The sequence below is a fragment of the Flavobacterium sp. NKUCC04_CG genome (assembly GCF_019345525.1).
In the GTDB taxonomy this organism is placed as follows: domain Bacteria; phylum Bacteroidota; class Bacteroidia; order Flavobacteriales; family Flavobacteriaceae; genus Flavobacterium.
Map to the genome: position 1 here is coordinate 74123 of NZ_JAHKRA010000007.1, position 13960 is coordinate 88082.

The following is a 13960-nucleotide window of genomic DNA, read 5'->3' on the forward strand; positions in this document are numbered from 1 at the left end:
TTTTGCATCAAAATTTAAAGGATGAATCAACCTCGTTTAGCTTTGCTTATCGGAATAGTTTGTATTTCGATTTTCCCTGTCTTAGTTCGATTAAATCTCGTTCCGAGTTTGAGTTCTGCGTTTTATCGCATGGCGATTGCTAGTGTTGTTTTAGTTCCATATGCTGTATTTACAAAACAGTTTAAAACTTATTCGCCCAAGCTTATGGGATTGATGGTTTTATCTGGAATTATATTTGGATCGGATGTGGCGGTATGGAACATTGCCATTGTCGGTTCATCGGCAACCCAAGCGACTTTATTGACCAATTTGGCTCCTGTTTGGGTGGGAATAGGAAGTTACTTTATCTTAAAGATAAAACCGACCACCAACTTTTGGTGGGGAACGGCATTGGCTTTAATCGGTATGGTGGTATTGGTGGGAGTAGATGTTTTTGTAGAGTTACGCTTTGATCAAGCTTTTGTTTTTGGCGTTTTGTCGGGAGTTTTCTATGCGACTTATATGTTGCTGAGCAAGCGGATACTAGAAGAAGTACCCGTAGTGACTTTTATGACCTTTAGTTTGTTGGCTTCTGCAGTATATCTTGGAATTTGGTGTGTGATTGCAGAAGAGCCTTTGACAGGTTTTTCTAATCTCGGTTGGGGAGTGTTGCTTATTCAAGGTGTGGTATGTCAATTGTTAGCTTGGTTGTTGATCAGTTTTGCGACCAAACACATGCGGGCTACAAGAGTTTCGCTCAGCTTATTGAGTCAGGCCTTATTGGCGTCTTTATTGGCGTGGATTTTTCTTCACGAAGAAATCAATGCACAGATGATTGTAGGAGGAGTTATTGTATTAATAGGTATTGGAATCACTTTTTTTGATACCAGTGGTAGTTCTTTTGAAAAGTTTAAGAAGTATAGAAAACAACGTAATTTAAAGCTTTAATATCATTTGGTTTCCTTGATAAAATCCGTTTTCTAAAAGAAAACATCCCAGTGTTTAATAACGATCTGGAGGTATATTCCGAGAAAGATGATGCCGATGACAAATTGTATAAAGGTCGAGGTTAGGAAGCCAATAAAGGAACCTGTTGCTGCCTTAAAGGCTCTTTGGATATTTTTGGAGTCAAATAATAATTCCCCCAATAGCGCACCGACGAAAGGGCCTAGAATAAAACCAAATGGAATCGGAGCTATTAATCCGACTACCAAGCCTATATTCGTGCCCCATATACCGTATTTGCTTCCTCCAAATCGCTTAGTGCCCTGTGCGGGTATGACGTAATCCAATAGGACTATTAGCAGCGTAAGGACTAAGGTAAAGCCCAATATCCAATAATTAATTTCAATTGAGGGTGTTAGGTATAGTAATAAGAGCCCAAACCAACTTAAAGGCGCGCCGGGTAATAGGGGAAGAATACTTCCCAATAAACCAGCTATTATTAAAATAAAGCTGAGGCTCAATAGTATATATTCCATCTCTTATTTTTTTGTACTTTTGAAGAATAAAAGTACGACTTTATTATATATGAAGAAATTTTATCCCTTATACATTCTTTTTCTCTTTTTGAGTGCTTGCGGTTGGTCGGATAAAAAAATTCCAGACGGTGATGTGCTTTTGAAAAAAGAATTAGAAAAGATAGATTGGACCCAGGTAGATAGTTATCCGAGCGTGGAACTGTGTGATACTTTATTAGACGAAGCCCAGCGTAAACAGTGTTTTTTTGATTACTTAACAGCTCGGCTACACGAAAAATTGAAATTGGATTCCTTAACTTCTAAGCATCCGAAAATCGATACTATCGAAGTGCGTATTACGGTATTTCCAGATTCCCATTTGGAGTTTGAACCGTATTACGTAAGTGATAGTTTAAAGTTTAGATCCCAGGAAATTGATAGCTTATTGCAGTTGAGGCTGATGGATTTTCCGGAAATTAGTCCTGCGATTAAGCGAGGTATTCCGGTAAAAACGCAATTTATTCTTCCCTTAGTTATCAAATCGGACTAACTATTTTTTGAGTTTAAAACTCAAGACAAAATAACTGCCAATCAAAACGGGAATAACGATGTTGAGCAGCCAAATTAAGGCGGCCACCAAGGCAACAATCCAAGAGTTGACTCCTAATAAGTTAAAGATATAAAGGGCAATACTTCCTTTAATTGCAAACTCTAAAAACTGAAAACTAGGCAAAGACGATGCCAGGAGGTAGATAAATGATATACTGCATAATAACTCGTAATACGGTAATTCAACACCGAAGAGGCGGTATAAAAAGATGTATTGGTGCATCAAGGCAACATAACGCAAAAAAGAAAGGAATAAATTTTTGCGATGAATACTATAGGGTATTTTTCTTATTTCTGTAATAAGCCAACGTATAGAGTATCCTTTAATTTCTACATTTCTCAACAAATAAATTAGCAATATAGCCAAACTCAATACCCCGATAATCAGCCCAATGATTTGATCTGAGGTGATTTGGTAAATAAAGTGCAAGGAAAGTGCGCCTAGGGCACCGAAGCTAATTCCGTATATGACCTGAGTTCCGTTGCAAATGACATTTAAAAAAAGAATTTGCCCGGCATCTTTTCGGTCGAAATAAAGTACTTTAGCCGCATATTCCCCTATGCCGTTTGGTGTAAACAGACCGAGTGTGAGTGCGCTTAAAACTTGTTTGGTCGATTCTCCGAGGCTAATTTTTTGAACAACAGCTGCTAAATTCTGCCATTTTAGAATTTCGACAAACCGATTGGTGAAAGTTAAAAGTAATACAAGCACTATCAATCCCGTGTTTTTGGGATCGCCGATTAAAGGTAGTAAAACCTTGAAATCAACTGCTTTATCATTGGATAGTTGGTGGTATATGAAATATAAAGCAAAAGCCACCACTAATATTTTAATCAGAAGTACGAGGAATTGCTTAGTTTTGTCTGATAGGAATTTCATCACTGCAAAGTAAACATTATTTTTTGTGAATTAGAAAACTCCTTTAAAACTAATTACATTGACTACAGAACGCATTATCTTGGGTATTGATCCCGGAACAACAATCATGGGATTTGGATTGATAAAGATTGTCAACAAAAAAATGGAGTTTATTCAATTGAATGAATTACAGCTTTCAAAGTACGACGATCATTATACCAAATTGCGTCATATTTTTGACCGTACGATAGAGTTAATCGAAACGCATCATCCTGATGAAATTGCTATTGAAGCACCTTTTTTTGGTAAAAATGTGCAGTCTATGCTTAAATTGGGACGTGCTCAAGGTGTGGCTATGGCCGCGGGTTTGTCTCGAGATATTCCAATCACTGAATACGAACCCAAAAAGATAAAAATGGCCATTACTGGAAATGGAAATGCCAGTAAAGAACAAGTGGCAAAGATGTTACAGCAGCTTTTGAATTTGAAGGAGTTGCCGAAAAATCTAGATAGTACAGATGGTTTGGCAGCTGCGGTATGTCATTTCTTTAATTCCGGTAAAGTGACCGTCGGAAAAAATTATACGGGTTGGGACGCTTTTGTCAAACAAAATCAAGATCGAGTAAAAAAATAAATGGCAGGAATCTATATACACATTCCGTTTTGCAAGCAAGCTTGTTATTATTGTGATTTTCATTTTTCAACTTCTCTAAAGAAAAAAGATGAAATGATTGAGGCAATTTTGGATGAATTGTTATTGAGACGCTCCGAAGTGGGTGCAGAGCAGATCGAAACCATTTACTTTGGAGGTGGTACTCCAAGTCTTTTAGAGGTATCAGAACTCAACCGAATCTTAGCATTTATAGCAGCTCATTTTGAAGTAATCGAGAATCCTGAGATTACCTTGGAGGCAAATCCAGATGATTTGAATGTTGATGCTTTACAGAAGTTGGCTCAGACTCGAATCAATCGTTTGAGTATTGGTATTCAATCGTTTTATGAAGCGGATTTAAAAATGATGAATCGAGCACATAATGCCCAAGAGGCATTAAATTGTTTGGTTGAGGCTACTAAATATTTTAAAAACATCTCTATTGATTTGATCTACGGAATCCCCGGTATGACAGAAGAACGTTGGTTGCAGAATATAGAAACGGTGTTGAGTTTGGGGATTGCGCATATTTCGAGCTACGCTTTAACTGTAGAGCCTAAAACAGCCCTACATAAAATGATTCAAACAGGTAGTATACCAAAGCCCGATGACGGTATGGCGCATCAACATTTTTTGTTGCTGATGGATCGTTTAAAAGAGGCGGGTTTTATTCACTATGAATTGTCAAATTTCGGGAAAGAAGGTTATTTTTCACAAAATAATTCTGCCTATTGGTTGGGTAAGAGGTATTTGGGGGTTGGTCCGTCGGCACACAGTTTTGACGGTCAGTCGCGCAGTTGGAATATTTCCAACAACAGCTTGTATATAAAGGGAATTCAAACAAAAGTATTGCCTATCGAAAGAGAGGAATTGTCAGAAGCAGATCGGTATAATGAGTATGTTATGACAGGACTTCGAACAATCTGGGGCGTTGATCTTGCTCGTGTAGAAAGCGATTTTGGAGTTGGCTTTAAGTCGTATATTTTAACCCAATCCGCGCGATTTATCGCTGACGATCTGATGAGCAATGATTCAGGAGTTCTAACCATAACAAATAAGGGAAAATTTTTAAGCGATGGAATTGCTGCTGATTTATTTTGGTTAAATTTGAAATAAAAAAATTGAAAGCAAGCATCACCTTTTTAGATAAAAATTACAGGGTCGACTTTTCTCAACCATTAGACATATCCATTCCTTTAAGTGCTTCGGAAGAAAATCCGATTGCCTGGTATCAAAATATGCCGGAAATCAAACCTGTGCAAGATGGAGATTGGATTGGAAAGGTCAGTGAAGGGCAATCTTCTACCAATTTCAATAATATTTTTTTTAATCCCCATGCGCACGGTACTCATACCGAATGTTTGGGACATATTACATTTGATTTTTACAGTGTCAACCAGCATTTAAAACAGTTTATGTTTTTGGCGCAATTGATTTCGATTTCCCCGGTACTACTGGGTGAAGATCGGGTGATTGGTTTGACACAGATAAAAGAACAATGGGTCGAAAATCAACAAACGGCCTTGGTTATTCGAACACTTCCCAACGACGATTTAAAGCAGCATCGAAAGTATTCTCATACCAATCCGCCCTATCTAACTGAAGAAGCTGTGGTTTTTTTAAGAGAATCGGGTATTGAACATTTACTGATAGACTTACCCAGTGTGGATAAGGAGAAAGATGATGGAAAATTGGTTTGTCATAAGGCGTTTTGGAATATTACCGATGTGCATCAATTGTCAGATGACGCTCGTTTAGGTGCTACTATAACCGAAATGATTTTTGTTCCGTCTTTTATAAAAGATGGAAAGTATTTGCTCAATCTTCAAATCGCTTCTTTTGAAAACGACGCTACTCCGAGTAAACCGATACTGTATCGTATCGAATAGCTGCTCGAGCTGATTTTATCTATAATCTTAATATTGAGGAATAATGGACAGCATTCAATCATTTTACGAATATGCCCTTTTAAAAAAAGGAGCATCCGAACATTTCCCCTTTGATCAAAATACTTTGGTCTTTAAAGTTGGAGGCAAAATATTTGCCTTAACCGCTCTTAGTGATTGGGAAAAAGGCACAGGAATGATCAACCTCAAGTGTGATCCAGAGCGGGCTATGGAGCTTCGTGAAGAGTATGAAGAAATCATACCGGGTTATCACATGAATAAAAAACACTGGAATACCGTAAGTTGTACGGGTAGGTTATCTTCAAAGATGATTCGAGAATTAATCGATCATTCCTATGACTTAGTACTTGCGAGTTTACCAAAAAAAATAAGAGACGAAATGAGTTAATATTTATTTCGTTATAGAACTATCAGCAACTTCTTCTTGGATTTTGATTGTAATAGCTATGGTGAATAAACTTCTTACTTTTTTGCCGCCATTTTCCACTGGTATCCAAGGAATGCTGTTTTTGAGTATGTCGATAATATATAGATCGGTTTTTTTATCTAAACCTCTTAATATTTTGACCTCGTCAATCTTTCCGTCTTCTTCTGCCATAAATTGAAATATAAGTTTAGCTACACCACCGTCGAAAGTTTCGGGAGTTTTAAATTTATTGATAAAGTATTTATTGAATTCCGACATACCACCTGGGTAAGTGGCTGTTTTTTCTACTGTTTGAAATTAATCCATCGGTGGTTTTTTAGCAATTGATGGCGCATTGAGGTTGTTGGTCTGAGCTTGTACACTAAACACAGCGAATAGAGTTAATAGTAGGGATGAAACACCTTGTGCCAAGATGTTTTTTTCTTTTGTTAATGGTTTTTTTGTCTGTGGGTGCAATTTTGAAACGCATTCTATTAAAAACTAAAAACAGCTCCAAATAACAAAGTTCGGGGACGTATAGGCATAATCATAGTGCTACTGTTGACGCCACTAAAGCTTGTATAACTATAGTTTTTTTGATTCAATAGGTTTTGTACATTTAGGAAAAACTCAACAAATGCCAGTTTGTATTTTGATTCTAAGTCGAGGAAATAATTTCTAGTTATCAAATTTTCACTAAGTTCAATATAGTTATGTTCTGCACTTAAATTTAAATAAAGATTTTTGGACGGGAAAAAATATATTTTTAAGTCTTGGTTAACGGTCTTTAAGGGGTTGGTCTTGATATATTTGTTTTTCTCCCAAAATATAGTGCTACCCCAGTTATAATTAAATGTGAACCATTCGAATTGTTTAAAGTGGATTGTAAAATTAGACCTAAAAGAATTGCTGTAATTATTGAATAAAACCTCTTGCTGAAAGATGTCGGTTTGGTGTTGTTTATAGTTGAGGTTTACATCTAGGGTAGTTTTTAGGATACTAAAATATTTGTTTGCTTTGGTCTCCAAGCTGCGTGTAGAAGATTTGAGGTCCTTTAAAAGCGTAGTCGTAAACTGATAGTCTGGACTATTGAAATTATGATTCATTAGATTGCTTTTTACCGGTTGATAAGATAGGGAGATATTGAAAAAAAATGCTGAAATCAAATCTTGGTAGTCAATCCTAAAATTATAGTTTTGAGCGATTCTCTTTTCTAGTAAATCGGTTGCCCTATAATAGTTCCGGTAGTCGGTCATTACGATTCCTGAAAGCTGATTTTGGACGGTACCTATATGCGTTGTTTTAGATGCATTTAAGCTTAGTCTAAAAAAGGGATTAAGCGTATAGGTGGTATTAAAATGTGGATTTACGAAAAAGGGGGGTGTTTTTGAATTGAGTTGGGGGATAAGTTGGTTTTTGGCAATATTCGCCTCGAATCTTAAAGGTAAAATTAGAGTCGCCCTCCATTTTTCCTTATAATATATAAATTCGGGTTTAATAGCAGCTCCAAAGCGAAGCAATTTTATGCGATTTATTAATTCGTATTGCTCTAAAAAACTAAATTTTTGGGATGTTTGCAAATCAGTCTTTATTTGGTCGTTGTTAAAAAATAATTCCAGACCGTTGGAAAGTGTATGTCCCCATAAGGCGGTGTTTTTATGGAATTGCAGCTTGGTTAGAAAGTGGGTGTTCCGAATGTTTTGTACAGCAAAATGGGAGGTATTTGGCTCCATGATTTTATGTTCGTTTGCAAAAACTTCTGGTTGACTGATCCATCGACTAAAAGAGTTTATGCTGTATTTATTGTCTTGACTTCCAAAAATAGTAGAAAACTTGTTTTGGACTTGATAGGATTTTTGAGTTGTTTGAGCGGTATTGTTAAAGCGGTTTGAAATTGTTTTAATGGATCGACTCCAGTTTATTAAGGTGTTGATTTCGTTGGATAGATAGGTCTTGGGATTGTTGTTTTCATAGCGTGTCGTAAAATCAATTTTTGAACGATGAGCACGGTTTAAAATATTTTCATTCAATTGAAAAGCCTTATGTTGGTCTATTAGAAAATAAGCTGACTGATTTTCAATTTCCTGCGATTGATAGTCTTTTGTGTAAATTCCGTTATAGCGCAAGGTTTCGTATTCAGAGACTTTGTATAAGTGATTAAAAACACTTGTATAGGTTTCGTTATTAATATACCGCTTTTTTTCCATAGGTATATCCGTGTTTTTAGGCGTTGTTATATAGGTTCTCGGTGTTGGAGAGTAAAAGAAAAAATGAGATAGATCAACAAGCTCTTCACTGTCACTAATAATGTCAATACCTGTATTATCCGTTTGCAATCGAATTAAGGATTGCTGTTTTTTGCCTAGTTTCGACGCAAATAATTTAGTTTGGATTAGATAAGGCTCAAATCCTAATGCTCCTTCTATTTGCCCAAAAGGCCTGTGTTGATATGATTCATTTAGTTTTATATTAACAGCGGCTTCATCTGGAATCTCAATGTCTTTTAGGGTTTTAATATGTTGATTGTTTTCAATAATCTGAATTGAAAATATGGCTTCTATAGGTAAACTCTTTGTAGCTATGCCATAGCGTTGTCCCATTAAATCAAGACCTTCAATATAGAATTTATTGATTGATTTCCCTTCGTATTTTATAGCTCCAGATGGGCTTACTTCCACTCCGGGCAACCTGTTTAAAACATCGATTAAATGCCGGTCTTCTCGGCTTTTGAATCTAGTGATGCTGTAGTTTAACGTATCCTTATCTCTTGAAATAAGCGGTGTTTGTATAAGGATTTCGTCGATTTCAAAGGCTTTAGGCTCTAAGTAAATTTCCATATTGTTGCCTATAGTTTTCGTTTGTATTTCTTGGTAGCCAATTAAGGCAAAGCTCATTGAAACTGGATATGAGTTAAAGGATCCTTCAAATATTCCTTGAGGGTTACTTAGTAAATATCCTATTGAGATTTTATCGGAATTGTAGATTTTACAAATTACTCCCTCGATAGGGAGTTGTGTTTCTTTGTCGTAAACGATGCCTCTAACGCTATTGGTTTGCCCGTGTGAGGTGATGTTTTGCAAGCAGAGTATAAACACAATTAGACCCGATCGAAATGTTTTAGTGTAATTCATTTTTTGTTTCTAAAGCCGTAGCTTGCTCAATGATGTTTTGTGATAAGGAGTTACTATAGGTACCTTAGAATTGATGTTTTCTAGATGTGAATTATTCTAGTTCTATAGGATTATAAGGGAGTGTGGATTCACGGGTTTTGATGGCTTTTCCCGGCTCGCTATACATAGTTCCTTTTATGGCTGAAGAGGGATTATCCGCTAGGTTCTTTTCTGCTTTTCGCGCCTTGTCTCTAGTGGTTTTGATCGTGTTTTTATTTTCTATAAGGAAGATCGGGACTTGCTTTTTATCGATGCCCTGCGCTGTAAATATATAAGCTTGTTGTGAATCTTCAATCTGTAATATTAGCCCGGGTAGACCGTTAAATAAATGAGGTCCGTCACTAATTGGGATTTCTTCGGTGTACCAAGCTATGTAGTCTCTACCTCTAAATGTGCAGCTGGCTTTTTGACACTGATAACCGAGAATTGGTTTGGTGTCTTCTTGAATTTGCCAGTTTAATTTTATGTTATCTTCTTCATATTGATAGGTTCCACCAAAACGGAGTACTAATTGAATTGTGGATTTTTGTTGAGGGTAGTTCTTAATGATATTTGTTTGATATTTACGATTTCGACGCATGCCCAACACGGTATTGCCGTATGCTGAATTAGCATACTTTTCCTTTTTTGGAGCCTTCTTGAGATGGTCGATTTTTAAGGCGTAATAATCGGAGAACTTACTCGTGTTTTTTCCAATTTGCAATACGGTTAGGCCGTGTTCCCTTTTTGTTTTATGGATGGGGTTTGGAATAAAATCCATTTGATACGTGATATTGAGGTAAGCGGTGTCAATCGGTATGGTTGTGAATTCTGAAAAAGCCAAAGATGAGGGGCGTCCGTTAGGTTCGATTCGCTGCGCCAAAGTTAGCAGCGGTAGCAACAAAATCAGTAGAGCTATAGTTTGTTTTACTGTCATAATTTCTTTGTATTAATAAAGCAACTATTGAATTACTCGTAAAATTAATAGCGCAATAGTTGCTTTTGTAATTAAGAGCCTCAGTTACAACGTATATAGTCGTAATATGAAATGGCATCATAGTAGTCTTCATCGGTATAATAGTTTTCTTGACATAAATAAAAATGGCCGTCACAACTATCCATGATTAAATCCCATTGTGTGCAAGCGGATTTAAATCCGCCTAAGGCGCTTCCTAATCCGATAAGAAAGAGTCCTATTACTAGTTTTTTAAATGGTATTTCCATATTTAATTACTATTTAAAAGGTTACTTAAATTGATTTTTTGTTTGGGGATTATAAAATTTCATTTACCAAAATAATAAAATATCTTTTTGCTTTTTAAACTTTAACTATTTGTTTATCAGTGTATTGTTTTTTCGAAATTGCGATAAAATAGTAAGATTTGATTTTTAAATAAATAGAATATTATAAGTTTTTTATATAAAAAATGAAGTTGAGGGGGCGAGGAAAAAAAAACGAGTGGGTTGTTCTGAACTGAATTAAGACTAATTCTCGCTTTTTGAAAAAAAAAAACACTCCAAAGGGGGAGTGTTAGCTTATGTTGATGGGTTGAATAAGTTTAACCGTGGACGGTTTCTTGTTTACCGTAATTTTGAATCAATTGGCCTTCAAAGTCCAGCCATTCTTTCCAACGCTGATCTACATCGACTTTTTCGGTATATTTTTTGGCAAATTTTAAAAATGTGGTGTAATGTCCGGCTTCGCTAATCATTAAATCTCTATAAAAAACGGCTAATTCCTCGTCTTTAATGTTTTCAGACAATACTCTAAAACGTTCGCAACTGCGTGCTTCAATCATGGCTGCAAACAAAAGGCGCTCGATAAACGCATCGTTTCTACTGCCGTCTTTTTTCATGAATTTAAACAGTTGGTTCACATAGTCGTCTTTGCGTTCTCTACCTAGGGTGTAACCGCGTTGTTTGATGATTTCGTGAACCATTTTAAAATGCTCCATTTCTTCGATAGCGATATCGGTTAGGGCAGTAACCAGGTCTTCGTGTTCTGAATTATATGCTATGATAGTAATGGCATTGGTAGCAGCTTTTTGCTCGCACCAAGCGTGATCGGTTAAAATCTCTTCTAAGTTAGATTCGGCAATATTAGCCCATCTGGGGTCGGTCAATAATTTTAATCCTAACATTTGATAATAGTTTAAATGCAAATTTAGCAATTATTATCGGCTTTAAAAATTGATCCAGTTCATGCAAATATTCCGTTATTTTGTAAGATGGAAAATTTTTTAAACGAAAAGCGTTTATTGGTCATTGGATTGGTTTGGCCTGAGCCCGGGTCATCAGCAGCGGGAACTCGGATGGTTCAATTGATACGTTGGTTTTTAAAACAGGGAATGCAGGTACACTTTGCTTGTGCTGCCGGTAAATCTGACTTTAGTTTTGATCTAATTAGTTTAGGTGTAATCGAAGAAGAAATCGTGTTAAATGACAGTGGTTTTGAATCGCAATTAACAAAGTGGAATCCGGATATCGTGCTCTTTGATCGTTTTATGATAGAAGAACAATACGGATGGCGTGTTGCTCAAGTTTGCCCTAATGCGATGCGATTACTCGATACCGAAGATTTACATTTTTTAAGACACGCCCGCCAAGAATGTTTTAAAAAGGGAATTCCGTTTTCCGAAGAGTGGCTTTACAGCGATCGCGCAAAGAGAGAGATTGCGAGTATTTATCGTTGCGATGCTTCCTTGATTATTTCGGAGTTTGAAATGAATTTACTTCAAAAGCAGTTTAATATTGATTCGCGTTTGCTGCGTTATTTGCCTTTTATGGAAGAGGAGATTACCGCTGAAATTCAGTCGAGTTGGAAGGGTTTTGAGGATAGTGTGGACTTTGTGTTTATTGGGAATTTCATCCATGAACCCAATTGGAACACGGTGCAAGTTTTAAAAAATCGAATTTGGCCCGCAGTGCGGAAACGGTTACCGACTGCAAAATTACATATATACGGAGCGTATGCAACAGCTAAAGTATTGCAATTGCATCAGCCCAAGGACGGGTTTTTGGTACATGGACGTGCTCAGGATGTTTTGGAGGTCATGTTGCCCGCTAGGGTATTGTTGGCTCCTATTCAATTCGGTGCGGGGGTCAAGGGGAAGTTTATCGATGGAATAAAAACGGGCACCCCTAATGTAACGACGAGTATCGGTGTGGAAGGAATGAACGGTAATCTGGATTGGAATGGTTTTATAGCAGATTCAGATCAAGACTTTGTTGATAAAGCCGTGCAATTATATACGGAAAAGGCTGTTTGGGAAGAGGCAAGGAATCAAGGGGTGTTGTTGCTTAATCAACGGTATGCCGCTTGTTTGTTTTCTTCAGATTTTTTAGTTTGGATAAGGGAGTCTTTGTTTAATTTGCAAAAAAATCGTCAATTTAATTTTGTAGGACAGCTTTTGTCGCATCATAGTTTACAGAGTACTAAGTATATGAGTCTTTGGATTGAAGAGAAGAATAAATAAATATTATGTTAAAATTTATAATTTATTATTCTTTTCTCAGTGCCGATGTTTTAAGGGATTTGATGTAAAATCAAGCTTAATTTTTGGTGTTTTTATTGTTAAATTTTAGGCTGTATATACTATATGTTGTTTTTATGTTATAATAATCATTAAATTTATGAAGAAAATTAATTTATTATAGCTATGGATAAAAATTTCATTGATCAGGTTCGAAATTTTATTTCGCCTGAAACGATTTCAGATTTGAGTAGTTCAACTGGTGAATCAACAACTAAACTTGAGAAGGGGTTTAACATGTCTATTGCTTCGGTTCTTTTGGGATTTGCTTCTAAGGGAGAAGGAGGCTTGTCGACTATTTTAAATCAGGCAAAGAATCATTTTGTAGATTCCTTAGATGGATCAGTTTCGTCTTCCCCTGTAAAAGGAGTTTTTAATTCTCTATTTGGAGATGCTAATTCTGAAGTGGTGTCGTCTATTCAAGCACATAGCGGATTGAGTACTTCGGCTACGAATTCCGTTTTAGAACAAGCTACTACTGCTGTATTAGGTTTTTTTAAAAACCTGAGTCCCAATTTTGATATCGGAACGATTACCCAATTTTTGAGCAGTAATAAAGGGACTTTTTTGGCTGCTTTGCCCGCAGGATTTTCTTTAGCTGGTTTAGGGAAAGTGCCTCAAGTAGAGCCTATTCGGCCGGTTAGTCAGGCAAAAGCGCAGTTTACACCTGTAAAAAAAGAAAAAGGCGGTTCGCTTTGGTTGTATTTGATATTGCTTCTGATTGCGATCGCTCTGATTTATTTCTTCCTTCGTGGACGTAGTGAGGTTCCAGATACGGGGGTCAATACCGATGCGGGTATGGTTGATATAAATTCCGAGCAAAAAGTAGATGGTACTAGTGTAAGTACTGGAGCCATAGATTTGAGCAGCAGGGAGTTGTTGAAAGTAACTTTACCGGATGGAGTTGTTATTAACGCTTATAAAGGGGGAATCGAAGATAAATTGGTGGTTTTCTTAAAGTCGGATTATAAAAATTTGGGAGACCAAAAGTTAAAAGATACTTGGTTTGACTTTGATAATTTAAATTTTGAAACCAATTCTGCCGTAATCACAGCTGAATCAAAACCGCAATTGATGAATATCGTTGCCATACTTAAGGCTTTCCCTGATGCGAAATTAAAAATTGGAGGATATACCGATAAAACCGGTACCGAAGCCGTCAATTTAAAATTGTCAGGTGAGCGTGCCAATGCGGTAAAGAAAAGTATTGAAGAAGCTGGAAGAGGAAATCAAGTGGATGGAGCAGAAGGTTATGGATCTAAATTTGCAAAATATGATGCAAATGCACCAGAGTCTGATCGTGTTTTGGATCGCCATATATCCGTGAGTGTACGTTAGTAAGCCGATAGGCTGATACGCAGATACGTCGATAGGCGAATACGCGCATGTGCGAATAGACAATAAAA

15 protein-coding genes are annotated in these 13960 nt (G+C 36.7%); 8 read left to right on the forward strand and 7 right to left on the reverse strand.

Annotation, left to right across the window (positions count from 1 at the left end; all coding sequences use genetic code 11):
- The first annotated feature begins 21 nt into the window (after positions 1–21).
- Complete coding sequence (locus KO524_RS07295; RefSeq protein WP_219292465.1) at positions 22–927, forward strand: DMT family transporter; 906 nt, start codon at positions 22–24, stop codon at positions 925–927.
- Between the two features lie 32 nt (positions 928–959).
- On the opposite strand, the gene KO524_RS07300 is transcribed toward KO524_RS07295, so the two are convergent.
- On the reverse strand, positions 960–1460 hold the full coding sequence (locus KO524_RS07300) for a DUF456 domain-containing protein (protein WP_219292467.1): 501 nt from the start codon (positions 1458–1460) through the stop codon (positions 960–962).
- Positions 1461–1509: 49 nt separating this feature from the next.
- Here KO524_RS07300 and KO524_RS07305 point away from each other — a divergent pair, with 49 nt between their 5' ends.
- On the forward strand, positions 1510–1989 hold the full coding sequence (locus KO524_RS07305) for a hypothetical protein (protein ID WP_219292469.1): 480 nt from the start codon (positions 1510–1512) through the stop codon (positions 1987–1989).
- On the opposite strand, the gene KO524_RS07310 is transcribed toward KO524_RS07305, so the two are convergent.
- Positions 1990–2928: a hypothetical protein gene (locus KO524_RS07310; protein ID WP_219292650.1), complete on the reverse strand. Its 939-nt coding sequence runs from the start codon at positions 2926–2928 to the stop codon at positions 1990–1992.
- Positions 2929–2986: 58 nt separating this feature from the next.
- Here KO524_RS07310 and ruvC point away from each other — a divergent pair, with 58 nt between their 5' ends.
- Genes ruvC through KO524_RS07330 form a run of 4 tightly spaced genes read left to right on the forward strand, consistent with a single transcriptional unit; the run spans position 2987 to position 5854 of the window.
- Positions 2987–3541, forward strand: coding sequence for a crossover junction endodeoxyribonuclease RuvC (gene ruvC, locus KO524_RS07315; RefSeq protein ID WP_219292471.1), 555 nt, complete (start codon positions 2987–2989; stop codon positions 3539–3541).
- Positions 3542–4675 carry a radical SAM family heme chaperone HemW gene (gene hemW, locus KO524_RS07320; RefSeq protein WP_219292473.1) on the forward strand — a complete coding sequence of 378 codons (1134 nt, stop codon included), beginning with the start codon at positions 3542–3544 and terminating at the stop codon, positions 4673–4675.
- Positions 4676–4680: 5 nt separating this feature from the next.
- A complete protein-coding gene (locus KO524_RS07325) occupies positions 4681–5448 on the forward strand; it encodes a cyclase family protein (RefSeq protein WP_219292475.1) in 768 nt (255 codons plus the stop codon).
- Positions 5449–5491: 43 nt separating this feature from the next.
- Positions 5492–5854 carry an MmcQ/YjbR family DNA-binding protein gene (locus KO524_RS07330; protein ID WP_219292477.1) on the forward strand — a complete coding sequence of 121 codons (363 nt, stop codon included), beginning with the start codon at positions 5492–5494 and terminating at the stop codon, positions 5852–5854.
- Positions 5855–5857: 3 nt separating this feature from the next.
- On the opposite strand, the gene KO524_RS07335 is transcribed toward KO524_RS07330, so the two are convergent.
- The 5 genes from KO524_RS07335 to KO524_RS07355 form a co-directional block, all read right to left on the reverse strand.
- On the reverse strand, positions 5858–6151 hold the full coding sequence (locus tag KO524_RS07335) for a hypothetical protein (protein WP_219292479.1): 294 nt from the start codon (positions 6149–6151) through the stop codon (positions 5858–5860).
- A 215-nt stretch (positions 6152–6366) separates the two neighbouring features.
- Positions 6367–9003 (reverse strand): hypothetical protein, encoded by a 2637-nt coding sequence (locus KO524_RS07340; RefSeq protein WP_219292481.1) that lies wholly within the window; start codon positions 9001–9003, stop codon positions 6367–6369.
- A gap of 91 nt (positions 9004–9094) precedes the next feature.
- Entirely contained in the window at positions 9095–9958 is an 864-nt protein-coding gene (locus KO524_RS07345; RefSeq protein ID WP_219292483.1) for a GLPGLI family protein, read from the reverse strand.
- An 80-nt stretch (positions 9959–10038) separates the two neighbouring features.
- On the reverse strand, positions 10039–10245 hold the full coding sequence (locus KO524_RS07350; protein ID WP_219292485.1) for a hypothetical protein: 207 nt from the start codon (positions 10243–10245) through the stop codon (positions 10039–10041).
- 335 nt (positions 10246–10580) lie between these two features.
- Positions 10581–11162: a tRNA-(ms[2]io[6]A)-hydroxylase gene (locus tag KO524_RS07355; protein ID WP_219292487.1), complete on the reverse strand. Its 582-nt coding sequence runs from the start codon at positions 11160–11162 to the stop codon at positions 10581–10583.
- An 87-nt stretch (positions 11163–11249) separates the two neighbouring features.
- Here KO524_RS07355 and KO524_RS07360 point away from each other — a divergent pair, with 87 nt between their 5' ends.
- Together KO524_RS07360 and KO524_RS07365 are read left to right on the forward strand one after the other, a co-directional pair.
- A complete protein-coding gene (locus tag KO524_RS07360) occupies positions 11250–12497 on the forward strand; it encodes a glycosyltransferase (RefSeq protein ID WP_219292489.1) in 1248 nt (415 codons plus the stop codon).
- Positions 12498–12680: 183 nt separating this feature from the next.
- Positions 12681–13892: an OmpA family protein gene (locus KO524_RS07365; protein WP_219292491.1), complete on the forward strand. Its 1212-nt coding sequence runs from the start codon at positions 12681–12683 to the stop codon at positions 13890–13892.
- Positions 13893–13960: the final 68 nt, after the last annotated feature.